23 protein-coding genes, 1 tRNA gene, 4 pseudogenes and 1 riboswitch are annotated in these 24,550 nt (G+C 71.9%); of the genes and pseudogenes, 17 read left to right on the top strand and 11 right to left on the bottom strand.

The genetic code is table 11. The features are described from left to right. Positions 1-47: 47 nt before the first annotated feature. The 3 genes and pseudogenes from ORI94_RS19700 to ORI94_RS35565 all read left to right on the top strand — a co-directional run. Positions 48-482: a DUF3224 domain-containing protein gene (locus ORI94_RS19700; protein WP_266077345.1), complete on the top strand. Its 435-nt coding sequence runs from the start codon at positions 48-50 to the stop codon at positions 480-482. 92 nt (positions 483-574) lie between these two features. Beyond that, positions 575-648: transfer RNA gene (locus ORI94_RS19695), tRNA-Thr, on the top strand. Between the two features lie 316 nt (positions 649-964). Continuing rightward, positions 965-1,057 (top strand): annotated as a pseudogene (locus ORI94_RS35565) (hypothetical protein); the annotation flags it as partial. A 57-nt stretch (positions 1,058-1,114) separates the two neighbouring features. Here the strand turns inward: ORI94_RS35565 and ORI94_RS19690 are convergent. Then, positions 1,115-1,249 (bottom strand): annotated as a pseudogene (locus tag ORI94_RS19690) (flavoprotein); the annotation flags it as partial. Between the two features lie 86 nt (positions 1,250-1,335). On the opposite strand from ORI94_RS19690, the gene ORI94_RS19685 reads away from it, so the two are divergent. The 6 genes and pseudogenes from ORI94_RS19685 (at position 1,336) to ORI94_RS19660 (ending at position 5,859) form a co-directional block, all read left to right on the top strand. After that, positions 1,336-1,683: a GntR family transcriptional regulator gene (locus tag ORI94_RS19685; protein ID WP_266077343.1), complete on the top strand. Its 348-nt coding sequence runs from the start codon at positions 1,336-1,338 to the stop codon at positions 1,681-1,683. Continuing rightward, positions 1,680-2,255: a DUF1648 domain-containing protein gene (locus tag ORI94_RS35345; RefSeq protein ID WP_323056071.1), complete on the top strand. Its 576-nt coding sequence runs from the start codon at positions 1,680-1,682 to the stop codon at positions 2,253-2,255. The genes ORI94_RS19685 and ORI94_RS35345 overlap by 4 nt, the downstream gene beginning before the upstream one ends. Before the next feature lie 727 nt (positions 2,256-2,982). Next, positions 2,983-3,576, top strand: coding sequence for a hypothetical protein (locus ORI94_RS19675; RefSeq protein ID WP_266077341.1), 594 nt, complete (start codon positions 2,983-2,985; stop codon positions 3,574-3,576). Positions 3,577-3,661: 85 nt separating this feature from the next. After that, positions 3,662-4,015: pseudogene (locus tag ORI94_RS19670) on the top strand (hypothetical protein); the annotation flags it as partial. A gap of 345 nt (positions 4,016-4,360) precedes the next feature. Continuing rightward, positions 4,361-4,807, top strand: coding sequence for a hypothetical protein (locus tag ORI94_RS19665; protein ID WP_266077396.1), 447 nt, complete (start codon positions 4,361-4,363; stop codon positions 4,805-4,807). A gap of 368 nt (positions 4,808-5,175) precedes the next feature. Next, positions 5,176-5,859 carry a pentapeptide repeat-containing protein gene (locus tag ORI94_RS19660; protein ID WP_266077340.1) on the top strand — a complete coding sequence of 228 codons (684 nt, stop codon included), beginning with the start codon at positions 5,176-5,178 and terminating at the stop codon, positions 5,857-5,859. 43 nt (positions 5,860-5,902) lie between these two features. Here the strand turns inward: ORI94_RS19660 and ORI94_RS19655 are convergent, their stop codons facing one another. Continuing rightward, complete coding sequence (locus tag ORI94_RS19655) at positions 5,903-6,403, bottom strand: hypothetical protein (protein ID WP_266077339.1); 501 nt, start codon at positions 6,401-6,403, stop codon at positions 5,903-5,905. 145 nt (positions 6,404-6,548) lie between these two features. On the opposite strand from ORI94_RS19655, the gene ORI94_RS19650 reads away from it, so the two are divergent. Then, on the top strand, positions 6,549-8,039 hold the full coding sequence (locus tag ORI94_RS19650) for a M1 family metallopeptidase (protein WP_266077337.1): 1,491 nt from the start codon (positions 6,549-6,551) through the stop codon (positions 8,037-8,039). 183 nt (positions 8,040-8,222) lie between these two features. On the opposite strand, the gene ORI94_RS19645 is transcribed toward ORI94_RS19650, so the two are convergent. After that, on the bottom strand, positions 8,223-8,798 hold the full coding sequence (locus ORI94_RS19645; protein ID WP_042168946.1) for a TerD family protein: 576 nt from the start codon (positions 8,796-8,798) through the stop codon (positions 8,223-8,225). 145 nt (positions 8,799-8,943) lie between these two features. Here ORI94_RS19645 and arfB point away from each other — a divergent pair, with 145 nt between their 5' ends. Beyond that, the gene (gene arfB / locus ORI94_RS19640; RefSeq protein ID WP_416237854.1) at positions 8,944-9,414 is read left to right on the top strand and encodes an alternative ribosome rescue aminoacyl-tRNA hydrolase ArfB; all 471 of its coding nucleotides are present in this window, start codon (positions 8,944-8,946) and stop codon (positions 9,412-9,414) included. Here arfB and ORI94_RS19635 read toward each other — a convergent pair. Then, positions 9,338-9,859 (bottom strand): GNAT family N-acetyltransferase, encoded by a 522-nt coding sequence (locus ORI94_RS19635; protein WP_266077333.1) that lies wholly within the window; start codon positions 9,857-9,859, stop codon positions 9,338-9,340. The two genes, arfB and ORI94_RS19635, sit on opposite strands and share 77 nt — an antisense overlap. Positions 9,860-9,969: 110 nt before the next feature. Beyond that, complete coding sequence (locus ORI94_RS19630; protein ID WP_370626650.1) at positions 9,970-10,461, bottom strand: flavin reductase family protein; 492 nt, start codon at positions 10,459-10,461, stop codon at positions 9,970-9,972. Positions 10,462-10,928: 467 nt separating this feature from the next. Here ORI94_RS19630 and cdgB point away from each other — a divergent pair, with 467 nt between their 5' ends. Continuing rightward, on the top strand, positions 10,929-12,614 hold the full coding sequence (gene cdgB, locus ORI94_RS19625; RefSeq protein WP_266077329.1) for a diguanylate cyclase CdgB: 1,686 nt from the start codon (positions 10,929-10,931) through the stop codon (positions 12,612-12,614). A gap of 117 nt (positions 12,615-12,731) precedes the next feature. Further along, positions 12,732-13,694 carry a carbohydrate-binding protein gene (locus tag ORI94_RS19620; protein WP_266077327.1) on the top strand — a complete coding sequence of 321 codons (963 nt, stop codon included), beginning with the start codon at positions 12,732-12,734 and terminating at the stop codon, positions 13,692-13,694. 378 nt (positions 13,695-14,072) lie between these two features. Here the strand turns inward: ORI94_RS19620 and nagA are convergent, their stop codons facing one another. After that, positions 14,073-15,251, bottom strand: a complete 1,179-nt coding sequence (nagA, locus tag ORI94_RS19615; RefSeq protein ID WP_266077326.1) for an N-acetylglucosamine-6-phosphate deacetylase — start codon at positions 15,249-15,251, stop codon at positions 14,073-14,075. Continuing rightward, a complete protein-coding gene (locus ORI94_RS19610; RefSeq protein WP_266077324.1) occupies positions 15,251-16,243 on the bottom strand; it encodes an ROK family protein in 993 nt (330 codons plus the stop codon). The genes nagA and ORI94_RS19610 overlap by 1 nt, the downstream gene beginning before the upstream one ends. Before the next feature lie 170 nt (positions 16,244-16,413). Here ORI94_RS19610 and ORI94_RS19605 point away from each other — a divergent pair, with 170 nt between their 5' ends. Together ORI94_RS19605 and ORI94_RS19600 are read left to right on the top strand one after the other, a co-directional pair. Beyond that, entirely contained in the window at positions 16,414-17,646 is a 1,233-nt protein-coding gene (locus tag ORI94_RS19605) for an extracellular solute-binding protein (protein ID WP_416237853.1), read from the top strand. Positions 17,647-17,800: 154 nt separating this feature from the next. Next, complete coding sequence (locus ORI94_RS19600; protein ID WP_266077394.1) at positions 17,801-18,040, top strand: DUF3263 domain-containing protein; 240 nt, start codon at positions 17,801-17,803, stop codon at positions 18,038-18,040. A gap of 41 nt (positions 18,041-18,081) precedes the next feature. Here the strand turns inward: ORI94_RS19600 and ORI94_RS19595 are convergent. The 4 genes and pseudogenes from ORI94_RS19595 to ORI94_RS19580 all read right to left on the bottom strand — a co-directional run. Further along, positions 18,082-18,198: pseudogene (locus ORI94_RS19595) on the bottom strand (trehalose-phosphatase); the annotation flags it as partial. A gap of 108 nt (positions 18,199-18,306) precedes the next feature. Then, positions 18,307-19,212 (bottom strand): trehalose-phosphatase, encoded by a 906-nt coding sequence (gene otsB, locus ORI94_RS19590; protein WP_266077320.1) that lies wholly within the window; start codon positions 19,210-19,212, stop codon positions 18,307-18,309. 434 nt (positions 19,213-19,646) lie between these two features. Beyond that, complete coding sequence (locus tag ORI94_RS19585) at positions 19,647-21,062, bottom strand: alpha,alpha-trehalose-phosphate synthase (UDP-forming) (protein ID WP_416237852.1); 1,416 nt, start codon at positions 21,060-21,062, stop codon at positions 19,647-19,649. Positions 21,063-21,223: 161 nt separating this feature from the next. Continuing rightward, positions 21,224-22,168 (bottom strand): glucosyl-3-phosphoglycerate synthase, encoded by a 945-nt coding sequence (locus ORI94_RS19580; RefSeq protein ID WP_266077390.1) that lies wholly within the window; start codon positions 22,166-22,168, stop codon positions 21,224-21,226. Positions 22,169-22,428: 260 nt separating this feature from the next. Continuing rightward, positions 22,429-22,634: riboswitch (SAM riboswitch) on the top strand. A gap of 18 nt (positions 22,635-22,652) precedes the next feature. Here ORI94_RS19580 and thrC point away from each other — a divergent pair. Beyond that, positions 22,653-23,975, top strand: a complete 1,323-nt coding sequence (gene thrC / locus ORI94_RS19575) for a threonine synthase (RefSeq protein ID WP_266077318.1) — start codon at positions 22,653-22,655, stop codon at positions 23,973-23,975. Next, the gene (locus tag ORI94_RS19570) at positions 23,972-24,247 is read left to right on the top strand and encodes a ubiquitin-like small modifier protein 1 (RefSeq protein ID WP_042168966.1); all 276 of its coding nucleotides are present in this window, start codon (positions 23,972-23,974) and stop codon (positions 24,245-24,247) included. Before thrC ends, ORI94_RS19570 begins: the two co-directional genes overlap by 4 nt. Positions 24,248-24,550: the final 303 nt, after the last annotated feature.

The following is a 24,550-nucleotide window of genomic DNA, read 5'->3' as shown; positions in this document are numbered from 1 at the left end:
CGGCGCGGGACCGTCCTCGCCGGCGGCACGACCGAAGGAGCACATCCATGCCCACCACCCGAACCACCGGCCCCACCTCCACCCGAACCACCGGCCACTTCACCTTCGCCGACTGGAAGGAGGTCCCCGTGGGTCCGGAGGACACCCTCCCCCGGCTCGCGCACGCCACCGTCACCAACGCCTTCACGGGTGGCATCGAGGCCGAGTCCACGACCTGCGACTACGCGATCTCCTACCTGACCGGCACGACCGGCTCCTTCGCGGGAATGGAACTCGTCCGCGGCCGTGTCGACGGCCGTGAGGGCACTTTCGTCGTCGAGGAGCGGGGGCGCTTCGAACCCGATGGGAGCGTCCACTGCTCCTTCGAGGTCGTCGAGGGCTCGGGCACCGGGGCACTGGCCGGGCTGCGCGGCACCGGCGGGTTCACCTACCGGCACGGGGAGACGAAGGTGCCGTACACCTTCGCGTACGGGCTGGAGTGAGCGCGGCGGGGGCAGCGCTCAAAGTGCGTGGCCGGGCGAAACCGGCTCTGTGTACAGTGGACCCGCCCTCGCGCGCTCCGCGCGTGCGCGGCGCCTCCTTAGCTCAGATGGCCAGAGCAACGCACTTGTAATGCGTAGGTCGTCGGTTCGAATCCGACAGGGGGCTCCGGGAAAGGCCAGGTCGCATAGCCCGTGACCTGGCCTTTTGTGTTGCTCGGGGCGTGACGCGTCACACGGCCCGGATGCCGCGGGGTGGCTTGCGTGAGCGATGCGTGAGCGGAGGAGGACTCGGCCCTACTTCCTGGGCTTCTTCCGCCGGGCCTTCTTCCTGCCCTCGGCCGGAATCCTCTCGGAGCGCTTGGCTGGGGTTCCCCCGAGCTGCGGGGAGGGGTGACAGCGGGGCAGACGGCTCACGAGAGGAGCTCTGACGATGCCTGCCCCGAGGGAAGTACCCGCTGGAGTCGCGTGAACGTGCGGTGCGGATGTACCGCGCTTCCGAGCCGAAGCCCGTGATCCGTCACATGGCCGAGGAACTCGGCGTGCACCACGAGGCCCTGCGCGGCTGGATTCGCCAGGCCGAGGCCGAGGCCGGCGAGCGAGGCGACGCTGATCGCGTCCGCAGGGCAGCGCGGGAGCAGTTCCAGGCCCTCCTCCCGGTGAAGCCGGCCCGCACCGCCCCCTGCCTTCGGCCGGTGAGGTTCGTACGGGCCGATCAGGGCGCTCATCTCACGCAGCCGTTCCAAGCTCTGGCGGTACGCGGGGTGGGCGGTCGGAGGGAGGTAGGCAGTGCGTGGGCGGTCATGCCGGGCACTTACAACCACTTCAAACCTTTGGTGCCATCTTCATTAGCACCATGCTGCTGAGGCTGAACACCACGGACAACCGCCCCCTGCACGAGCAGGTGGCCGGCGTGATCCGACGCGCCATCGCCGATGGGGAGTGCGTGCCGGGTGACCGGCTCCCCCCGGCACGGGACCTCTCCCAGGCGCTGGGAGTGAACGTCAACACGGTGCTACGCGGTCTACGAGCGCTGCGCGACGAGGGAGTGCCGGAGTTCCGACGGGGCCGAGGCGTGACCGTGGCCCACGGGGCGGACCAGCGCTCAGCACTACTGGATCGGGTACGCGATGCCGTGGCCGACGCGGCGCGCCTCGGATACGGAAAGGACGACCTCATCGACATGATCAGGGGGGTTTCGTGACCGACCGAGCAGGGCGCAGGAGCGCTGCGGCGTGGAGTGCCGCCGGGTGGGCGGTGGGAGTCCTGGTGCTGCTGGTGGCGCTGCCCCTGGCCGCCGGCAGCCGGTTGCCGGACCGGCTGGCGACACACTGGGATGCCGGCTCCGGCAAGCCCGACAGTTCCATGCCGCTCTGGGCCGCGACGTTCTTCCCGGCGCTGCTCCGGGGGGTGATGACGGCGTCCGTGGCGTTGGCTCTGTGGCGGGCACGCGGCAGTGCGAACGGTGCGACGCGCGGTTGGGTTGGCGCGACCCTGGGGTTCGGCGGTGTGACACTCCTCGGCGGACAGGCGTCCGTCGTGCGGGCGAACCTGGACCACGCGGACTGGCACGAGGCGGACTCGGTGACAGGCTGGGTCGTGATGACCCTCGTGGGGGCGGTGGTGGTGGGCGGGGCCGCCTTGCTGGCCGGTCGCCGGACGCCGGCCGTGGGGCCGGAGGTGGGGGGCCCGACGATGGAGATACCGGAGGGGGAGCGGTGTGTGTGTGGCTCTCCCGTACGTCCAACCCCTGGCTCCATGGCGCAGCCGCCGTGACCGGTGTCGTAGCAGTGGCAGCGATCGTGGCGGCGGTGGGTGGCTTGATGGGCTCTGAGGCTGCGCTGCTGGCCGGGCCCTTCGCTCTCGCCTCCGTGTTGGTGCTTGGCTGTGCGTCGGTGCGGGCGCGGGTCAGCGAGAAGGGACTTGAGGTCGCCTTGGGCCCGCTCGGCTGGCCGGCCCGGCGGTGGGCGGCCGAGATATTGCCTCTGCCCGTGTCGAGACGCGGACGCCTGCCCAGGTCGGCGGCTGGGGATACCGGCTGAGCGGGCTGGGCACCACCGTGATGCTGCGTAGTGGGGAGTGTCTGGTGATCCGTACCGAAAAGGGCAAGGACTTTGCCGTCAGCGTGGATGACGTCGAGCGGGGAGCTGCCCTCCTGAACTCCTTGATCGGTCAACGTTCAACGTAATGAGCTGGTCCTGGCCGGTGACTCCCCCGCGCCGGCCAGGATCCGTCCGAACCAAAGGCTGATATCCGTTCCGGCCTGAGCGGGTCAAGTGGAAGTCGTGTCCCCGGTTGATATTCGGTCATAGCCGAAGCCGATCGCCGCCGATACTTGTGCAGGCGTGTTCGAATATGTGAGGCTCTTGATCGCAGGCCGGGGAGTGTCGACCACACGCACACATCACGCCTCGGTGCATTCCGTCGATCCGAGAGGAACGAATTGAACACCAAGCAGCGCGGAATCCTATGAGTGGCCGCCCCGACTGCGGCGGCTCTGCGTGTGACTGCCGCGCCGATGGCGACCGCCGGCGCTTTCGGTACGTCCGCCAGACCGGCAGTCGCCGCGCCCGCAGGGTCTGCGAAGGCCGACGGTGAGAACGTCCTCCGCGGACTCTTCTTCGGTCAGGGCGAGGTGGGCAAGGACCCGGCCGGGCTGGAGCTGTTCTCGGAGGCCCGCAAGCACATCGACGACAACACTCCGGAGGAGATCCGCGCCTCCGACGTCGTGGTCGGGCTGATCGACAAGCGGTCCCCGGGACTCTTCGCCGACCTCGGCGAGAAGGCCCGAAGCGGCGACCCGCGCCAGGTCGAGAAGGCCGTCACCGACGCCCGGAACATGCTGCCGGCCGTCGCCAAGGACAAGTCGGCCACTCCCGTGGAGAACGGGCGGCTCTGCGGGGCCACCGTGGCGGTCGGCGCCGCGGCCGTGGTGACGGCAGCCGGTGCCGTCGTCACGGTCACCGTGACCGTGGGTGCCAACTTCGTGAAGGCCAAGAACCGGTTCTGGAGCTCGGAGCCCGCCACGGGTGACGACACGCCGCTGTCGCGGGACGAAGCCGTCGCGCAGGTCACGCAGGCGCTCAGCGCCGCCTGACGCACGAAGGGCGCGGGGAGGCCGCAGACTCCCCGCTCCCGGCTCGCCCTTCCGCCGCCCCGCACGGGGGACACCAAACACCAATATGAAGACCAAATTACGCTCCTTCTCTTCCCACTTCACGCATACGGGAAACGGACTCGTCTCCGTCTCGCGGAAATCAGTGACCGTTGTTCGTGCTGCCTGGGTGGTGGTAGTCGCCTACGTCGCCCAGGGGCAGTTGCCCAAGAACGTGATCACGCTGCCGGGCCGGAAGAGTGTCAGGTATTCCGTCGCCCGTATGTCTTCCCAGGGCTGGGCCTTCTTCGCCAAGTCGCCACGCGATCCGGAAATGGTCCCTCACCGGAAGACTCCGGGTGAGTGGAAGCCGCTTTCTGTGACTCCACACTCCTCTCCCCGCAACGCCTTCGGGCTCAATCGCGAATCGCGGGCGCAGGGTGTGGAGATCATCCTGGCCGCCGCGCTGCTCATGCCTCAACGGGTGCGTCGGACGCTGCTGCCCGCAGGCATCCTCTTCCACCTGCCCATCGCGATGGTCATGAGGCTGTGGAACTTCGCCGTCGCCATGTGGGCAGGGTTGCTTCTGCTCTTGTCCGCCCTCGGGTACGACCCCGACTTCAAGCGCCTCCCCCGCCGCGGACAACCGCCGGCCCGGGGCAGCCCAGGCAGAGGCGGACGAACCCGCCAGGGAACGTGTCCCCGCCTGGGACGCCATCTGATGAGGAGCCCATCTCGCCGACAGCACCGATGCCGACGGCGACACCGTGAAAGGACACCACCTGCCATGCACACCTTCAAGACGGTCACCGTGGCTCTCGGCTCCGCTGCCGTGCTGGCCGCCGGAACCTCAGCCGCAGCAGCCGACACCGCCGGTTCAGCAGCGACGTCCGCCGTGGAGTGGTCCGCGGGGCACGGGTCCTCCACCGCATCTGGCGTGCGGTGGACCGAGAAGAGCGGCAGCGGCATCGGTTCAGCACTCGTCGTCGAGGGAGAGCTGGAGAACGCGGGCCCGGAGTGCTACTCGGTCTGGGTCCGATGGACGCGTGACCTCGCCCCGCTTCCCTACACCAAGAGCGCAACGCGGTGCGGTACCGGCTCAGCGCCTGTCGGTCTCCGGCTGGATCCTTACTGGCCGACGACCACCGGCTACCTGAAGGTGTGCCGCGGAACCGAGGACACCAGGGACTGCGGAGAGGCAGTATCCCTCACCTCCTGGCCGATCAACGGCTGACGGGCTGAACACCGCGCACGACAAGTTGAGCGAGATGCTCGGCATAGGGCCCGAAGCGTGGGGCATCCCGGCGAGTTGCCGCCGCCAGTCCGCCCGGTTCAGCACTCCATCACTCCGTTCGCCCGCTACGAGAGCACTCAGAGGCGTGCAGCGTTGATGGTTCCGCGTGAGCGACACGTGAACGGACTGCCGAGCAGGGGCCGCTGACCTCAGGGCCAAGCGACATGCTGGGTGGTGCTGGCCCGTGAGGACAGCGCCACCCAGCACGAACGAGCACCCCCGATCAAGGATTCGATCCCAAGGATGTGACGGGTTCGAGGTCTTCGCAGGTCAGGTCGATTGTCAGTGGGGGAGTGCAGGATGGGGGCATGGTGGGGCGAGCGGGGTCGGCGGGTGGTGCGGGGGTGAAGGGCGCGCGGCGGCCGGAGGTGCGGTTGCCGGTGCTGGAGCGGTACGAGGGGGGCGGGCTGGAGCCGGACGGGGACTACGACGGTCTGGAGTTCCGGGAGGTGGACCTCGCGGGGCAGGACGGCGCGGGGGCGCGGTTCATGGACTGCGCGCTGACGGGGTGCGTGCTGGACGGGACGCGGTTGTCCAGGACCCGGGTGCTGGACTCGGTCCTCGCCGGTGTGCGGGGTGTGGGTACGGATCTCTCCGGGGCGACGCTGCGCGACGTCGAACTGACGGACGCGCGTCTCGGCGGGACCCAGCTGCACGGGGCGGGGCTGGAGCGGGTGCTGGTCCGGGGCGGGAAGATCGACTTCCTGAATCTGCGGTCCGCGCGGCTCAGGGACGTCGTCTTCGAGAGCTGTGTCCTGGTCGAGCCGGACTTCGGCGGGGCGCGGCTGGAGCGGGTGGAGTTCGTGGACTGCGCGCTGAAGGGCGCCGATCTCGGCGGGGCCACGCTGACGGACGTCGATCTGCGCGGCGCCGCCCCGCTGGAGATCGCCCGGGGGGTGGACCGGCTGGCGGGGGCGGTGATCAGTACGGGGCAGCTGCTGGATCTGGCGCCGGTGCTGGCGGGGGAGCTGGGGATCCGGGTGGAGGGGTGAGGGGGAGCGGGGCGAGGGGCGGTGGGGCGGGAGGCGCGGTGGGTTACTTCAGGCGGGGGTAGCGGGCCTGGAGGGTCCAGACGGCCGGGTTCTCGCCCAGGTCCTCGTGCAGGTCGGTCAGGTCGGCGAGCAGGTCGTGCAGGAAGTCGCGTGCCTCGCGGCGCAGTTCGGCGTGGGAGAAGGTCAGGGGCGGTTCGGCCGCCGGCCGCCACTCGGCCTCGATGTCCACCCAGCCGAAACGGCGTTCGAAGAGCAGCCGGTCGGTGGATTCGGTGAAGTCCAGCTCCGCGTACTGGGGGCGGGAGGCGCGGGAGCCCGCCGGGTCCCGGTCGACGCGTTCCACGATGTCGCACAGGGCCCAGGCGAAGTCGAGCACCGGCACCCATCCCCAGGCTGTGGACAGTTCCCGGTCCTCCTCGGTGTCGGCGAGGTAGACGTCACCGCAGAAGAGGTCGTGCCGCAGGGCGTGGACGTCCGCACGGCGGTAGTCGGTCTGCGGGGGGTCGGGGAAGCGGTTGGAGAGGGCGTAGCCGATGTCGAGCACGGAGGTGATGGTGTCACGGCGAGGGCGACGGGCGGACGGCGGAGGCGGAGGCGGCGGACGGTCCGGGGGAGGGGCGGGCCCGGCGGCCGCGGGGCGGACGGGGTCGTTCCGTCATGTGCGGCCGGGTCCTCCCTAGGATCGCGGGGTGCGCCCCCGCCTCCGCTCCCGTCCCCGTGGCCCTCGCCGTCCCCGCGGCCCTCGTCCGCCCGCCGTCGCCGTCGCCGCCGCCGTCGCCCTCGTGGTCGTGGCGGTGACGGCGGCCGGGTGCGCGGGCGGTGCGTCCGACGGGCCCGGGGGCTCCGGTGGTCCGGGCAGCGCCGGTGTGGGCGACCCGTACTTCCCCGAGGCCGGCAACGGCGGGTACGACGTCTCCCACTACGCCCTCGACCTGGCCTACGACCCGGCCGCCCACCACCTCACCGGCACCGCGACGATCACCGCCCGCGCGACCGAGGACCTGACCGCGCTGAACCTGGACCTCGAAGGGCTGGACGTCGAGCGGGTCACCGTCGACGGCACCGCCGCACGCTGGCGGCGCGCCGGTCAGGAGCTGACCGTGCGGCCGCCGAAGGGGCTGGAGGGGGGCCGGACGTTCCGGGTGACCGTCCGTTACTCCGGCGCCCCGGTGACCGTCACCGACCCGGACGGCTCCGAGGAGGGCTGGCTGCGCACCGCGGACGGGGCGGTGGCGCTGGGCCAGCCGACGGGTTCGATGGCATGGTTCCCCGGCAACCACCACCCCTCCGACAAGGCGACGTACACCGTCACGGCGACGGTGCCGAAGGGCCTGCGGGCGGTGTCCAACGGCGAGCCCGCGGGGGAGCGGACGACGGGGGACCGGACGGCCTTCACATGGCGTACCACCGAGCCGATGGCGAGCTACCTCGCCGTGCTCGCCGTCGGCCGGTACGAGGCCCGACGCACCACGACCCCCGGTGGCCTTCCCGTCCACACCTTCGTCGACCCGCGGCAGGCGGCGGCGAGCCGTGCGGTGCTGGCACGGATCCCGGACGTGGTGGAGTGGGCGGAGGGCTGGTTCGGCCCGTACCCGTTCTCCTCCGCGGGGGCGATCGTCGAGCGTCCCGAGGACGCCGGGTACGCCCTGGAGACCCAGAACCGGCCCCTGTTCCCCGGGGTGCCCGACACGGTGCTCCTGGTCCACGAACTGGCCCACCAGTGGTACGGCGACTCCGTCACACCGAGGACCTGGCGGGACATGTGGCTCAACGAGGGGTTCGCGGTCTACGCGGAATGGCTGTGGCGGGAGGACCACGGGGGCGGCACCGCTCAGGAGACCTTCGACGCGATGTACGCCGGGACGTACTTCCCCGACGCGGCGACGAACGAGGCGATCTGGTCGTTCCCGCCCGCACGGCCGCCCGACGCGGAGCACATCTCCGGGGTCCCCGTCTACCAGCGCGGCGCGATGGTCCTGCACAGGATCCGGCAGACGGTCGGCGACGACGCCTTCCGTGCCCTCCTGCGCGGCTGGGCGAAGGACCACCGCCACGGCACCGCGGACACCGGCGACTTCACGTCGTACGTGGAGAAGGCGGCCCCGGACGAGGACTTCGGCGGAATCTGGTCGGACTGGTTGTACGGGGAGGGGAAGCCGGCACGCCCCTCCGAGCCGTAGGCCGGACCATGGGGCACGCCTGCCCTCGTGACCGCGTAGACCCCGCGACCACGCCTGCCCTCGTGACCGCGTAGACCCCGCGACCACGCCCGACCCCGTGACCGCCCCGTACCCATGCCGGAGCCCCCGGCCGCCGGGGAGGCGGGCCGGGGGCTCCGCAGCGCATGCGCGCGGCGTCGTCCGTCAGACGTTGACGCCGAAGTCCTGGGCGATGCCCGTCAGACCCGAGGCGTAGCCCTGGCCGACGGCGCGGAACTTCCACTCGGCGCCGTTGCGGTACAGCTCGCCGAAGACCATGGCGGTCTCGGTGGCCGCGTCCTCGGACAGGTCGTAGCGGGCGATCTCGGTGCCGCCGGCCTGGTTGAGGATGCGGATGTACGCGTTGCGCACCTGGCCGAAGTTCTGGCTGCGGTTCTCGGCGTCGTAGATCGAGACCGGGAAGACGATCTTGTCGACGTCCGCCGGGAGGCCGGCCAGGTTGACGTTGATCTGCTCGTCGTCGCCCTCGCCCTCACCGGTGCGGTTGTCGCCGGTGTGGACGATGGTGCTGTCCGGGGTCTGCTTGTTGTTGAAGAAGACGAAGTGACCCTCCGAGTACACCTTGCTCTGCGGGTTGACCGCGATCGCGGAGGCGTCGAGGTCGAAGTCCGTGCCGGTGGTGGTGCGGACGTCCCAGCCGAGGCCCACGGTGACGGCGGTCAGGCCCGGAGCCTCCTTGGTGAGCGAGACGTTGCCACCCTTGGACAGGCTTACAGCCATTGTTGGGAGTCCCTTCCCTCGTGTACGTACGGCTACGAAGCTACAGCTACCTCCTTGAACGCGAGAGGAGCACGCGAGGTTCCAGGTGGCTTTACTTTCTTTACCCGGGATATTCGGGTGACGCGGACCCGTGGGAGGAGGGACGATGGACGGCATGTCCGGTCCCCGTCGGGGGTCTGGGGGGCGGTCCCCCGGAGCTCTCAGTATCCGCGGCTCCGTCCTCCTGCCCGAGGCCGAGCTCATGTGGCGTTTCTCGCGCTCGTCGGGGCCCGGCGGGCAGCACGTGAACACCACCGACTCGCAGGTCGAGCTGCGTTTCGACCTCGCCGCCACGCAGGCGCTGCCCGAGGTGTGGAAGCAGCGGGCGCTGGAGCGGCTGGCGGGGCGGCTGTCCGACGGTGTCGTCACCGTCCGGGCCTCCGAGCACCGTTCCCAGTGGCGCAACCGGGAGGCCGCCGCCGTGCGCCTCGCGGCGCTCCTCGCCGAGGCCACCGCGCCCCCGCCCCGGCCCCGCAGGCCGACCCGCATCCCGCGCGGCATCAACGAACGCCGGCTGCGGGAGAAGAAGCAGCGCTCGGAGACGAAGCGGGGGCGCTCCGCGCGGGACTGGGGGTGACCGGCGCGGGGCGGAGTGCCTCGCTTCCCGTCGGGCCGGGAGACGCCGCACTGCTTTTGCCGCCCCGGGCGCGGATCCGGTCGGCGACCGCCTCCACGGCGAAGCGGCCGTAACCCTTGCCCTGTTCCTCGGCCTCCCCCGACTCTCGACTGCGCTCGAGCCGGGAGGTACCCCCCCCACCGTCCAGCCGCCACAGGACCGAGCGGACGACGCTGCCGCCGTCGTGCCAGCCGATGTCGAGGAAGGCCATCAGGAAGCCGACCGCGCGGTCACCGTCCATGATCAGGCGGGGTCGGGCGGAGCCGGGGTGGACGTATGCCTCGGCGAGGGACTTCACGACCGGGGCGACCGCGAACTCCTGGTCGGGGCGGACGCGTAGGCCGAGGGCGGCGTCGAGGTTTTCCGAGGTGATCTCTTCGAGACGGGGATGTGTGGTCTTCGTCACCCGGGCAGCGTAGGTTCGCCCTTCCTGCCGGCGAAAGGAATTTCCGGTTCGGGGAGTTCGGGTGAGTTCGGGAGGTGGCGGGGGAGGGTTCCGGGGAGGGCTCGGGCGGCTCAGGCCAGGTGCCGGTAGCGGCCCCGGAAGTAGGCCAGCGGCCCGCCGTCCGCGCTGGGTACGTCCGCCGTCAGGACGCGGCCGATCACCAGGGTGTGGTCGCCGGCCGGCACCCGCTGCTCGGTGCGGCACTCCAGGGTGGCGAGGGCGCCGCCGACCAGGGGGGCGCCGCTGTGCTCGCCCCGCACGTACGGGATGTCCTCGAAGAGGAGGCGGTCGCTGATCCGGCCCTTCATCGCGAAGCGGCCCGCGATGTGCCGCTGGCTCTCGGACAGGACCGACACCGACCACAGCGGCTGCTCGTCGAGCAGGTCGTCCATGCGGGAGCCTTCACGCAGGCTGACCAGCACCAACGGCGGGTCCAGGGACACCGACAGGAACGCGGTCGCGGTCATGCCGACGTCCTCGCCGGCCGGTGCCCGCGGGTCGTCCGGGTCCAGCGGCGGTTCCTGTGCGGTCACCAGGACCACGCCGGCGGCCAGACGGGACATGGCTGCACGGAACTCGTCGTTGCTCACCCCCTCAGCATGCCGGGCGGCGGGCACAGGGGTGATCGTGGGCGGGGGTACGGGAATGTTCGGCACGCCGGAAACGCTAGTCTCCGCTCCGTACGCACCGCATCAGGCCTCCGCCCGAGCGGGGACCTAGGACCAGCGGCGGACTCCGTCGTTCCGCGGGCACGGGCGGGCGGCCACGGGCCGGACCCCGTGGAAGGGCCGCGGAATTCGCGGGCGGCACATGCCGCGCATTCGGCATTTCCGGTGAGGAGCCGGAGAAACCGCGGAAAGGTCTCTCAATTGTTCACGTTTGGTTGTGACTTGAGTCACAAGATACGATAATTGTTGACCCTGTGTACCGAGTGGGCAGCGCGCTGTGATTCAGTGGCTGGAAAGACTGCCAGGACGATACGCCGATGAGAACGCTTGATTCGCCGCGAGGTCCCGGGGGGAGGGTGAGCATGGAGGCCGAGTCGGAGCCCTACGTCCGCCTTGCTTCCCTGCGGCAACTGCACCGGGGCATGGCCGACATGAACACGGCCCGCAGCCTGGCCGACACCCTCCAGACCGTCGCCGACGGTGTCGTCGACTCCCTCGGGTACGAACTGGCCTGCGTCAACCTCGTGCGTCCCGACGGCGACCTGGTCGTCGCCGCGTTCTCGGGCAACGCGGCCGCGGAGGCCCTCATCACCGGCCGGGTCGGCTCGCGCGCATCCTGGGAGCGCCGCCTCTCCATGGGGGAGAGCTGGGGCGACCTGATCTTCATCCCGCACACCGAGGGCTGGGTCCTCGACGACGACGACGTCCCGCAGTGGTACACCGACGGCCCCGCCCCGCGCTTCGAGGACGAGTGGCACCCCTCCGACCGGCTCTTCGCCCCGATGTACGCCCCCGGCCCGCAGGGCGGCGGGGCCGGCGAACTGGTCGGCGTGCTCTCCGTGGACCGCCCGCGCAACGGCCGGCTGCCCGGCGCCTGGGGCCGCGAAGCGCTCCAGATGTACGCCTTCCAGGCCGCCATCGCGATCAGCAACGCCCGGCTGCGCTCCAACATGCAGCGCGCCCTGGTGCGCCTGGAGCGCGAGCAGCAGGCGCTGCGCGCCAGCGAGGAGAGCTTCCGGCAGGCCTTCGAGTACGCCCCGTCCGGCATGGCCGTCGCCGAGATGGGCGGCGACCAGCACGGCCGTATCCTGCGCACCAACGACGCGCTGTGCCGGCTGCTCGGCCGCCCCGCCTCCGTGATGCGCCGCTACTCCTTCTCCGACCTCGTGCACCCCGAGGACATCGGCACGCTGCTGCGGACCTCCGCCGAGGGCGGCCGCGCCGAGCTGCGGCTGGCCCGCCGGGACGGCACCTACGTGTGGGTGTCCCTGCGCAACTCCGTCGTCGCCGACGCGGCCGACGGGCCGCGTTTCCTGCTCAGCCACGTCGAGGACATAGAGGACCGCAAGCGCCGCGAGCTGCACCTCGCGCACCGCGCCTCCCACGACTCCCTCACCGGCCTGCCGAACTCCGCCGAGCTGCGCGCCCGGCTCTCCGCCCGCCTGTGCCGGCAGCGCCCGTCGGTGCTGCCCGCCGCGGTCGACGAGGCCATGGCCGCCTTCGAGTCCTTCGACTCCCAGGACGCCGCCCACGGTCCGCCCGCCTTCGACCGCGGTCACGACTTCGACTTCCCGCCCGAGGCCGAGGGGTTCGAGGGCTACGACCACCATGTGCACGCCATCGCCCCCGACGGCGACCGCGACGACGGCGCCAAGGGCCTCGCGGTGCTCTTCTGCGACCTCGACGGCTTCAAGTCGATCAACGACCGGTTCGGGCACAACGCGGGGGACACGGTGCTCATAGAGGTCGCCCGCCGGCTCAGCAACGGCGTCCGGGACGGCGACACCGTCGCCCGGCTCGGCGGCGACGAGTTCGTGATCCTCGCCAACGGGCTCGGCCGGGCCGACGCCCAGGACCTCGCCGTGCGGCTGCGCAACGAGATCATCCAGCCCATCCGGGCCGAGGGACGGGCCGTGCGGGTCGGCGCCAGCTTCGGCATCGGATGGGCCCACTGCGGGATGACGGCGGACGAAGTGCTGAAGTCCGCCGACGAGCGGATGTACGTCGAGAAACGATCTCGTCCCAAACAGCATCGGCGGGCGGGATGAACCGCAGGTCAGCCGGTTGACGCGGTCGGAGCCACCCGTTCGGGGCACGCGAAGCGGGTAGGCTCGCCTTCCTCACCACCCGTACCGCATTCGATCCGCAGCTAGGAGTACCAAGGGATGACGCCCGGCAACAACGGCGCGAGCACGCCCGAGGACGACGACCCGTTCGGCTACCTCTACGCCGACGGGCAGGCCAACGGAGCCCAGCCGCCGTCCGGGGGCTACGGCTACCCGAACTCGGTCAACCGGGTGCGGGCGGTCGGTACGCGTCAGTACGGCCAGCAGGGCCCCGCGGCGCAGGCGCCGCAGCAGGGGACGTACGGCCAGCCGAACGCGAACTACGCGGCACCGGAGACGCTGCCCGGCGGCTCCTCGCAGCTGCCCGGCAACCGCGGCGGTCACGGTGGTGGCCATGGCGGCGGCGGTCGTGGTGGTGGCGGCCGGGGCCGCGGCCCGAACACCAAGGGCCTGCTCATCGGCGCCGTCGCGGTGCTCGCCGCGGTGGTCGTCGGCATCAGCCTGGCGATGATCGGCGGCGACGACGAGGACGACAAGAGCGGCAACCAGGCCGACTCGACGCCGACCCAGTCCCAGCCCACCGGGGAGAGCAGCCCCTCGGCGAGCGGTGACGAGGAAGAGGAAGCGGCCGAACTGCCGACGATCGACGCCAAGGCGCTGCGCCTGGGCGGCGAGGCGACCCTCGCGCAGGACGTCGAGGGCGCGCAGTCCGACGGCGGCGTCTACGTGGCGAACCTCAACAAGCCGGGTTCCTCGGTCACCTGGACGGTCGACGGCATCCCGAAGGACGGCGCCTACACCGTCTTCGTGCGCTACAGCACCACCGACGACCCCCAGTCGATGACGCTCACCGTCAACGGCAAGGAGTTCGGCTCCAAGCTCAACATGGACAACTTCGCCCGTGCCGAGGACGGCGACTTCTCGAAGGGCTGGACCCAGACCTTCGCGTGGCCCACGCTCAACAAGGGCACCAACACCCTCTCGGTCTCCTGCGCCGACGGCGACAAGTGCAACGTCCTGCTGGACCAGCTGTCGCTGAAGGAAGGCCAGGTCAAGAAGTAGAGGCCGCCGGCACGGGGCGGAACCCGCCCCGGCCCCCGGGGTAGACCCTGGGCCGTTCCGGCCCGGCTCGTGAACACCGTCCCGGGCGGCAGGTCCTCGTAGGTCTCGTGGTCGGACTCGCTCGCCGCCGGGACCGGTACGGCCACCGCGGGCAGGGCCGCTGCCCGGCTGGGACGGTCCGGCCACGGCAGCTGCCCCACCAGGCCCGACGGCAGGTACGCGACAGGTGATGCCGGGCGTGGTGTTCCAGCGTGGCCGTGAGGGCCGCCGGGCCGCCTCCCTCGGTGACTCCGGCCCGCGAGCGTGCCGAAGAGACGCCCGTCCGGACCGCCCCGTCGGAGGGCCCGGCCGGTGCCTCGGGCCCGACAGGGGGGCGGGTCAGCCCGGTTGGGGGGAGAGCACCCATTCGCCCTGGCGCATCACGCCCTTGAGGGTGAAGTCCGCGTCGAGGACCACGAGGTCGGCGTCCTTGCCGGGTTCCAGGGAGCCGATCCGGTCGTCCATGCCCAGCAGCCGGGCCGGGTTGGCGGACAGGGCGGCGACCGCGTGCTCGACGGGCAGCCCGTCGACGGTCACCGCCCGCTTCAGGGCGCGGTCCAGGGTGAGCGTCGAGCCCGCGATGGAGCCGCCCTCCACCAGCCGGGCCACCCCGTTCGCGACCTCGACCTCCAGCGGGCCGAGCATGTAGCGGCCGTCGCCGAAGCCGGCCGCGTCCATCGCGTCCGTGACGAACGCCACCCGCGCGGGGCCCGCGTGACGGAACGCCAACCGGAGCGCGGCCGGGTGCAGATGGGTGCCGTCGTTGATCAGCTCGACCGTGACCCGCTCGTCCTCCAGCAGGGCGGTGACCGGGCCGGGGGCGCGGTGGCCGAGCGCCGGCATGGCGTTGAAGAGGTGGGTCGCGACGGTGGCGCCCGCGTCGACGGCGGCCACGGTCTGCTCGTACGTCGCGTCCGTGTGGCCGACGGCCGCGATCACGCCGTGCTCGGCCAGCAGGCGTACGGAGTCGAGGCCGCCCGGCAGTTCGGTGGCCAGGGTGAGCATCTTCGCCCGGCCGCGGGCGGCGTCGATCAGCTTGCGGACCTCCGCCGGGTCGGGGTCGCGCAGCAGTTCCTCGGAGTGCGCGCCCTTGCGGCACGGTGAGATGAACGGCCCCTCGAAGTGGACGCCGGCGATGTCGCCCTGCTCGGCCAGTTCCGCGAGCAGGCCCGCGCGCCGGGTGAGGAAGCCCAGGTCGTCGGTGACGGTCGAGGCGAGCAGGGTGGTGGTGCCGTGCAGACGGTGGGTGTGGATGCCCTTGAGGACCTCGTCGACCGTGCCGGAGGTGAAGGACGCGCCGCCGCCGCCGTGGTTGTGGAGGTCGACGAAGCCGGGCAGCAGCCAGTGCCCGGTCAGGTCGAGCGTCTCGGCGTTCCCGGGGGCCCCGGGATTTCCGGAGGAGGCGTTCGCGGGGGCCGTGGCGACGATCCGGGTGCCCTCGACGGTCACGCGGCCGTTGTCCACGGTCCCGGTGGGCAGGACCACCCGGGCACCGGCGAGAACCTTGGTGGGGGCCATCAGGTGGTTACCTCCGAAGGGTGGGGAGAGGAGGCGGCCGAGGGGTCCGTGGCGGATTCGGTCGCGGGGGCGGCGGTGGTGAGGAGGTCACGGGCGAGGAGGCCCGCGCCCAGGCATCCGGCGGTGTCCCCGAGGGCCGCGGGGACCAGGGACGGCAGTTTCTGGAAGGTGACCCGTTGCCGGACGGCCTCCCGCAGCGGTGTGAACAAGGTTTCCCCTGCCTCGGCCAGCCCGCCACCGATGATCAGGGTGCGGGGGTCCAGCAGGGTGAGCGCGGTGACCAGCCCGTCGGCGAGCGCGTCGACCGCCTCCCGCCAGACCTTCCGGGCCCGTACGTCTCCCGACTCCACGGCTTCGGCGCAGCGGGCCGCGTCCGCGTCCGGGGCGCCGCAGGCCGCCGCCCACGCCTCGCCGACCGCCGCCGCGGAGGCGTACCGCTCCAGGCAGCCGTGCTGACCGCACGGACAGGGAACGCCGCCGGGCCGTACCACGACGTGACCGATCTCGCCCGCGAAGCCGTGCGCGCCCGCCTCCACCCGGCCGTCGATGCCGATGGCGCCCGCGATGCCGGTGCCCAGCGGCACGAACAGGAAGCGGTCGGCGCCCCGGCCCGCCCCGATGCGGCCCTCGGCGAGCCCGCCGGTGCGCACGTCGTGGCCGAGGGCGACCGGGATGCCGCCGAGCCGCTGTGCGAGCAGTGCGCGCAGCGGGAGGTCGCGCCAGCCGAGGTTGGCGGAGTAGACGGCGACGCCCCGCGTCTCGTCGACGATGCCGGGGACGGCGAGGCCTGCGGCGGACGCGGGTGCGCCGAGGTGCTCGGCGCCGTGGGCGCGGAGAGCGGCGGCGAAGTCCAGGATTCCGGCCACGACCGCGTCCGGACCGCGGTCGCGCGCGGTGGCCCGGCGGGCCCGGTGCAGCAGCGTGCCGTCCGCTCCGACCAGGGCAGCCTTCATCCCGGTGCCGCCCACATCGAGGGCGATGACGTGTTCCACGGGGGACAGTGTGACCCCGGGACCCTCAAGAGGTCTAGTCCACTTACATGGTGTAGACCTTGATCCGATTATCGGAAAAGTTGGAAGAGTTTCGGAGCGGATGGCGCGGAGCGCCGGAGCGGGAGCGAGCAGCAGTGCAGCGGCGGGGCTTGGCAAGGACGATCGCGGCGGTGTCCGCACTGGGACTGACGGGCGTCCTCGGCGGATGCGGCGTCGGAGGAGACTCCTCCGACGTCACCCTGGAACTGGTCGCCGCCGACTACGGCACCGGCGTGGACAACAGCACGAAGAAGTACTGGGCCACGCTGACGGAGCAGTACGAGGCCGAACATCCGGGCGTGACGATCGACGTCACCGTCCACTCCTGGAACGACGTCGACCGCGAGGTCAAGGAGCGGGTCGACGCGGGCGACCCGCCGGACATGGCCCAGATCGGCGCGTACGCCGACTACGCCGCCGACGGACTGCTCTACAAGGCCGACGACGTGCTCTCCATCCCCGTACAGGCCGACTTCGTCGCGCAGCTGGCCACCGCGGGCCAGGTCAACGGCGTGCAGTACGGCATGCCGTTCGCCGCCTCCACCCGCGTGCTGTTCTACAACAAGGCCCTGTTCGAGGACGCCGGCCTCACCCCGCCGCAGACCTGGGCCGAACTCGCCGCGAACGCCGAGGTGCTGAAGGAGGAGGGCGTGAAGTACCCCTACGCGCTGCCCCTCGGCCCGGAGGAGGCGCAGGCCGAGACCATGCAGTGGCTGCTCGGCGGCAAGGGCGGCTACACCGACACCATGGGTGCCTACGCCTTCGACTCCGCGCAGAACACCGCGACCTTCACCTGGCTGAAGGACGAGCTGGTCGGCAAGGGCCTGACCGGTCCCGTCGCGCCCGGCGAACTCGACCGCGCCGAGGCGTTCGCCGCCTTCGCCGCCGGTGACGTCGGCATGCTGAACGGCCACCCGTCGCTGGTCGGCATGGCCGAGCAGAAGGGCGTGGAGTTCGGCACCGTGCCGACACCGGGGGCCGGCGACGAGAGCCCGTCCACGCTCGGCGTCGCCGACTGGATGATGGCCTTCAAGAAGAACGGCCACCGCGACGAGATCGGTGACTTCCTCGACTTCGTCTACAGCGAGGAGCACGTGCTCGAGTTCTCCCGCGCGTACGACCTGCTGCCGGTCACCACCTCCGCGTCCCGCGTGATGGGCGAGTCCACGGAGGACAGGAAACTCCGGCCCTTCCTCGACCAGCTGGCGACCGCGGAGCTCTACCCGGTCGGCAACACCTCCTGGGCCGACGTCAACGCGGCCGTCAAGCAGCGGATCGGCAAGGCCGTGGCCCCGGGCGGCAGCCCCGAGGGCGTCCTGGGCCAGCTCCAGGCGACCGCCACGCGCGCGGAGAGCGCGCAGTAGGACCCTCGGAGCCCGCAGCCCCTGCCGGGACCCGGCTGTCGGCGGCGAGGGCTACCGTGCGGGTATGGAGCAGGAACGGGAGCTGGGGCAGGAGCAGGAGCGGGAGCGGGAGCGGGAGCAGGAACGGGAGCTGGAGCGGGAGCAGGAGCAGGAGCTGGGGCGGGAGCGGGAGCTGCCGGCGCGGCGCGAGCGGGACATCATCGCGCTGGAGCGCCGCGGCTTCCTCGGCCCCGGCGCCAAGGAGCGGGCGATCCGCGAGGAGCTGGGCCTGGCCCCGGTGCGCTACTACCAGCTCCTCAACGCCCTGCTCGACGACCCCCGCGCCCTGGCCCACGACCCGGTCACCGTGAACCGGCTCAGACGCGTCCGCGCGTCCCGCCGCACGCAGCGCTGACGGGGCGCGGGACGGCAGGGCCGACGGGACACGCGGGACCGGCCGGCGGAGCCGTCGACCACCACGTCCGCGCGTTCCCGCAGCTCCGTGACCTCGTCGCTGCCGCTGCACAGCGGCAGCCCGGGGACGCCGTCCGAGCGGAGCTTGCCGCCGGCGGCGTCCCCGCAGGGCGGAGCGTCGAGCGCGGGCCGTTGGTGCCCGGTGTCCGGTGCCTGGCGGTCGGCATCGGCATCGGTACCGGCGGTGGTGCCAGCCGGTCGTGTCGGTCAGCCGGTCGTGTCGGTGCGTGGGGGCAGGGCCCGCGCCAGCGCATCGAGCAGGTCGACGACCCCCTCGGAGCCGTCGACCACCACGTCCGCGCGTTCCCGCAGCTCCGTGACCTCGTCGCTGCCGCTGCACACCAGCAGCCCGGGGACGCCGTCCGAGCGGAGCCTGTCGACGGCGGCGTAGGCGGGGAGGTCGCCCAGGTCGTCCCCGGCGTACAGGACGGTCCCGGCACCGATCTCGCGGGCGTACTCCGTCAGGGCGACGCCCTTGTCCATGCCGGGCGGACGCAGCTCCAGGACCATGCGGCCGGGCTCGACGACCAGACCGTGCCGCTGCGCCAGGCCGGTCAGCGGCTCGCGCAGCGCCTCCAGGGCGGCCTGGGGGTCGGCGGTCCTGCGGGTGTGGACGGCCACCGCGCGGCCCTTCTCCTCGGTCCAGGTGCCCTCCGGGGCGCCGGCCCGGTCGAGCAGCCCCGGCAGTTCCGCGCGCACGGCGGCGACCCCGGGGTGCGGGGCGGGCGCGGTGATGTCGCCGGTGGCGGCGCTCCAGCGCTCGGCGCCGTAGTGGCCGAGGACGACGAGGTGCTCCAGGCCGGGAACGTCCGCGAAGCCACCGTTGCGTACCGCCACCGCGGGCGGCCGGCCGGTGATCACCGCCACGGAGGCCACCTCCGGGGCGAGCGCGGCGAGCGCGCGCACCGCGTCGGGATGGGCACGGGCCTGCTCGGGATCGGGCACGATCGGCGCGAGCGTCCCGTCGAAGTCGAGCGCGATCAGTGCCCTGCCCGGCCGCGCGATCAGCGCGTCGAGTCCTTCCCGCCCGGCCCGCGTGGCGGGCACCGGCAGGGTGCCGGAGGTGTCGGGGTGCGTGGCGTTCGGGTCTGTGGAGTCCTTGGGGCTGCCCATACCGTCAACCTATCCACGCCCGCCCGTCCCCACGCCTGCACGACCGGCCGTCCAGGGAGACCCGGGAGGCAGACCGGGAGGTGCCGGGGGCCAAAGGGGGAGCCGACGAAGGGCCGGCAGGTCTCCTCCGGCTCCGTGAGCAGAGGTGTGGCACGGCGGGGGTGCCCCTATGCCTTTGGTCGAGTGGTCGAGGGAAACGGGAGTGCGTCGGGTCGGCGAGGGACCCGGTGACACCACCCCCGGACCATCAACGACAGGAGGGGGAAGTCATGCCGGACCCGAAGGCCGGAGGCCGGAGGCCCCATTGCGGAGCCACGAAAAAGGTAACGGGGACCACGCCGACGTCCGCAGCCCCGTGCACCGGCCCTCGCGCACCCGCGTCGACCGGGCCGCGCCGATCGGAGCCGCCCCCCGCGGCGGCGGGGCCGCAGGCCTCAGCTTCCGTCCCGCAGGGCGTCCAGCTGCTCCAGGAACCACTGCTCCGGCGGCAGCGCGGTCGCCGCGCCGGCCAGGCGCCCGGCGCGCTCGGTCCGCTCCTCCGGGCGCATCACGAGCCCCTCGTGCAGGGCCCGCGCCGTGTCGACCACGTCGTACGGGTTGACGGTGATCGCGTCCTCGCCCAGCTCCTCGTACGCCCCCGCCTCCCGGGACAGCACCAGCGCGCAGCCCCCTTCGGACAGGATCGGGATCTCCTTGGCGACCAGGTTCATCCCGTCCCGGATGGGGTTGACCAGCGCCACGTCGGCCAGCCGGTACGCGGCCAGGGAGCGCGCGAAGTCGTCCCGGACGTGCAGCACGACCGGACGCCAGCCCGGGGTCCCGTACCGCTCGTTGATCTCGTCGGCGACCCGCTGCACCTCGGCCGTGTAGTCGCGGTACACGGCGAGATCCTGCCGGGAGGGGTAGGCGAAGGCGACGTGCACGACCCGTTCGCGCCACTCGGGGTGGTCGTCGAGGAGCTGCCGGTACGCGAGCAGGCCGCGCACGATGTTCTTCGACAGCTCGGTCCGGTCGACCCGGACGACGGCCTTGCGCGCGGTCCCGTCGGGAGCCGTGCCGATCTCCTCGCGGAGCGTGACGATCCGCTCCTCGACGTCCGCCTCGTGCGCCCGGCCGCGCAGGAAGTCCGCGTCGGCACCCAGCCCGTGCACCCCGATCGCGGTCTTCCCGAGCCCGCCGACGAACCGCTCGCAGCACGCGGTGAACGCGTCCGCCCAGCGCCGGGTCAGGAAGCCGAGCCGGTCCGCGCCCAGCATCCCGCGCAGCACCTGCCCGGCGATGTCGTCGGGCAGCATCCGGAAGTACTCCGGCGGTGCCCACGGCGTGTGCGAGAAGTGGCCGATGCGCAGGTCGGGGCGGAGTTCTCGGAGCAGCCCCGGGACCAGCGTCAGGTGGTAGTCCTGCACCACCACCGCGGCCCCCTGCGCCGCCTCCTCGGCCAGCGCCTCGGCGAACGCCAGGTTGTAGGCCTCGTACGACGCCCACTGCCGGCGGAACTCCGCGTCGAAGACGGGCTCCAGCGGTGTCTGGTACAGCATGTGGTGCACGAACCACAGCACCGAGTTCGCGATGCCGTTGTACGCGTCGGCGTGCACGTCCGCGGGGATGTCCAGCATCCGCACGCCGTCCTCGCCGACCCCGCGCCGCACCGCCTCGCGGTCGCCGTCGGACAGCGCCGAGCACACCCACAGCGCGCCCGCGTCGGGCCCGATGGCCGACAGCCCGGACACCAGCCCGCCGCCGCCCCGCCTGGCGCGCAGCGAACCGTCCTCGTCCACCGTGTACGAAACGGGGCCGCGGTTCGACGCGACCAGCACCCGAGCGTCCTGACCAGCCTGCATGGAAGCCATACGCCCAACCTAGCCCGCCTTTGAAACGCTCAAACGTACGGATCGGCCACAGACGGGCCAGCGGATCGGCCGGATCCGGCCGGATGCCCCCGGAAGGCCGGTCCAAGGGCCTCGGTACGGCCCCCGGTGCGGCCCCCGGCCCGTACCGGGGCCCGTCGTGGTCAGGCCACCCGGCGGGACTGGTACTCGGCTATCTCCGTCATCGGAGGGCGCTCCTGGGTGTCCACCGGGTGGGTGCGCGGCTCGAAGCCGGTGCCGGTGCGTTCGAACTGGGTCAGAGCGGGGCGGAGCAGGTGGCTGCGGGCCAGCCGGAGGTGGGCGGTGCGGTAGATCGCGGCGGACATGCGGCCGAGGGCCTGGCCGTCCTGGTGCCGGTGCTTGCGCACACCGACGTCGACCTGGGCGAGGGCGTCCAGGCCCACCAGGTGCAGGGCGTCGACCAGCATGCCCAGCTCGACGCCGTAGCCGACGGGGAAGGGCAGCCGTTCCAGGAGCGAGCGGCGGGCCGCGTACTCGCCGCCCAGCGGCTGCACGAAGCCGGCCAGCCGCGGCCAGTGCAGGTTGAGCAGCGGGCGCGCCACCAGTTCCGTGACCCGGCCGCCCTGGCCGGCGGCGTCACCCAGGGGCCGGTCGTACATGGCCTTCACCAGCTGCACGTCCGGCTCCGTGAGCAGGGGGCCGACGATGCCGGTGACGAAGTCGGCGGAGAACTCCCTGAGGTCCGCGTCGACGAAACAGACGATGTCCCCCCGGGTGACCAGCAGGGAGCGCCACAGCACCTCGCCCTTGCCGGGCACGGCGGGTATGCGGGGCAGGATCGTGTCCCGGTGCACCACGGTCGCGCCCGCCGCCGCGGCCGCCCGGGCCGTGCCGTCGGTCGAGCCGGAGTCCACGACCACGATCTCGTCGACCAGCGGGACCCTCAGCATCAGGTCGTGCCGGATCGTCGTGACGATCTCCCCGACCGTCGCCTCCTCGTTGAGCGCGGGCAGCACCACGCTCACCGTCTGTCCCGTGGCGCGCCTGGCGGCCAGGAGGCGGTGCATCGGGCGGTCGCTCACGGCCCAGGAGCGGTGGGCCAGCCAACGCTCGACTTCTTCCAGCACGGTCAGCGGCTCCTCAGTCCTGTGGTCCATAGATCCTCTGGCCCATACTCCTGCGGTGCTCCTGCGGTCCGTACACCGGTGGTCCGTACTTCCGGTGGTCCGTGCCCCCGTGATCCGTCTCGCGGTTCGGACGTGCTCTCTGCACCGTCCTGGCCTTCGGTTACAGTCTTGGGCAACGCGGATGGCCACGCACATCGGGGGCCGCGACCCCCTCCGGTCCTCGTCCGCGCCGCACGACCGCATGACGGACAACCGAATACAGCTCATCCAGAGGGGCAGAGGGAAACGGCCCGATGAAGCCCCGGCAACCCTCCAGCCGGTTCTCGTAGATCACCGTCGATCGACGATCCAGCAGCGCACCGCGCGGTGGATCGCGCACGTGTCGCTGATCGTCCTCGCGAGGCTCCCGGCTAGGGAAGGTGCCAAATCCGTCTCACGGCGAGATGCGTCGTGAGGAAGATGAGGAGAAAGGGCCTCGCCTCACATGGCTGTGCAGACTGTCGCAAGCACCACCGAATCCGCCGGCTCCGCCGGGCGCTCCGGTTCCGCCGCACCCTCCGTCGATCTCGGCCCCGCCGCCGCGCTGTCCTGCCGCGAGTGCGGCCACCGCGTGCCGCTCGGTCCCGTCTTCGCCTGCGAGGAGTGTTTCGGCCCGCTGGAGATCGCCTACGACTTCTCGGCCTACGACACCGAGGAACTGCGCCGGCGCATCGAAGCGGGTCCCGCGAACATCTGGCGCTACGCGCCCCTGCTGCCCGTCCCCGCCGACGTGGCGACCAAGCCGAACATCAACCCGGGCTGGACCAAGCTCGTCCAGGCCGACAACCTCGCCCGCGAGCTCGGCGTCACCGGCGGCCTGTACGTCAAGGACGACTCCGGCAACCCGACGCACTCCTTCAAGGACCGGGTCGTCGCCCAGGCCCTGGAGGCCGCCCGCGCCTTCGGCTTCACCACCCTCTCCTGCTCCTCCACGGGCAACCTCGCCGGTGCCGTCGGCGCCGCCGCCGCCCGTGCCGGACTGCGCTCCTGCGTGTTCATCCCGCACGACCTGGAGCAGGGCAAGGTCGTCATGGCCGCCGTCTACGGCGGTGAGCTCGTCGGCATCGAGGGCAACTACGACGACGTGAACCGCTTCTGCTCCGAGCTGATCGGCGACCCGGCCGGCGAGGGCTGGGGCTTCGTCAACGTCAACCTCCGGCCGTACTACGCCGAGGGCTCCAAGACCCTCGCCTACGAGATCTGCGAGCAGCTCGGCTGGCGGTTGCCCGACCAGATCGTCGTCCCGATCGCCTCCGGCTCGCAGCTCACGAAGATAGACAAGGGGCTGCGGGAGCTGATCGAGCTCGGCCTCGTCGAGGACAGGCCGTACAAGATCTTCGGCGCCCAGGCCGAGGGCTGCTCGCCGGTGTCGACCGCGTACAAGGCGGGCCACGACGTCGTCCGGCCGCAGAAGCCGAAGACCATCGCCAAGTCGCTCGCCATCGGCAACCCCGCCGACGGCCCGTACGTCCTGGACATCGCGCGCCGCACCGGCGGCGCGGTGGAGGACGTGACGGACGAGCAGGTCGTGGAGGCCATCAGGCTGCTCGCGCGGACCGAGGGCATCTTCGCGGAGACCGCGGGCGGCGTGACCGTCGGTGTCACCAAGAAGCTGATCGAGAACGGCGACCTGGACCCGTCCCTGACCACCGTCGTCCTCAACACCGGCGACGGCCTCAAGACGCTGGACGCGGTGGCCGACACCGGCCTGACCGCGACCATCCGCCCGAACCTGGACTCCTTCCGAGAGGCTGGCCTCAGCTCATGAGCGTGACCGTCCGCATCCCCACCATCCTGCGCACCTACACCGGCGGCAAGGCCGAGGTCGACGCCCAGGGCGCCACCCTCGGCGACGTCATCGCCGACCTGGAGAAGAACCACACCGGGATCGCCGCCCGCGTCCTCGACGACCAGGGCAAGCTGCGCCGCTTCGTCAACGTCTACGTCAACGACGACGACGTCCGCTTCGAGCAGGGCCTCCAGACCGCGACGCCGGACGGCGCGGGCGTGTCGATCATCCCGGCCGTCGCCGGCGGCTGACGGCGGCTGACGAGAGCTGATCATTACCATTGGTAACTGGCGTGACCGAGCGTTCATCGGATTGCCCCCTCCGCGAGAGAAGCGGAGGGGGCAATTCCGTGGGATTGAACGCGATAGAGTTGGGGAACGCGGTCCCGACTCCCCTATCGGGAACCATTAATTCCTGCCGCTCGCCCGACTGGATACAGTCAAAGTCCGGGCCCGTTCTGCGGCGTTTGCGCGTTGTGTCCGTTCTGGCTTGCCGTGAAAACGGACGAATTACCGTCGCATTCCGGCCTGGCGGCGCCGAGATTTCTCGTCCGA

It is taken from the genome of Streptomyces sp. NEAU-W12, from assembly GCF_026242095.1.
In the GTDB taxonomy this organism is placed as follows: Bacteria; Actinomycetota; Actinomycetes; order Streptomycetales; family Streptomycetaceae; genus Streptomyces.
This window is presented reverse-complemented; position numbering and strand designations above follow the sequence as displayed.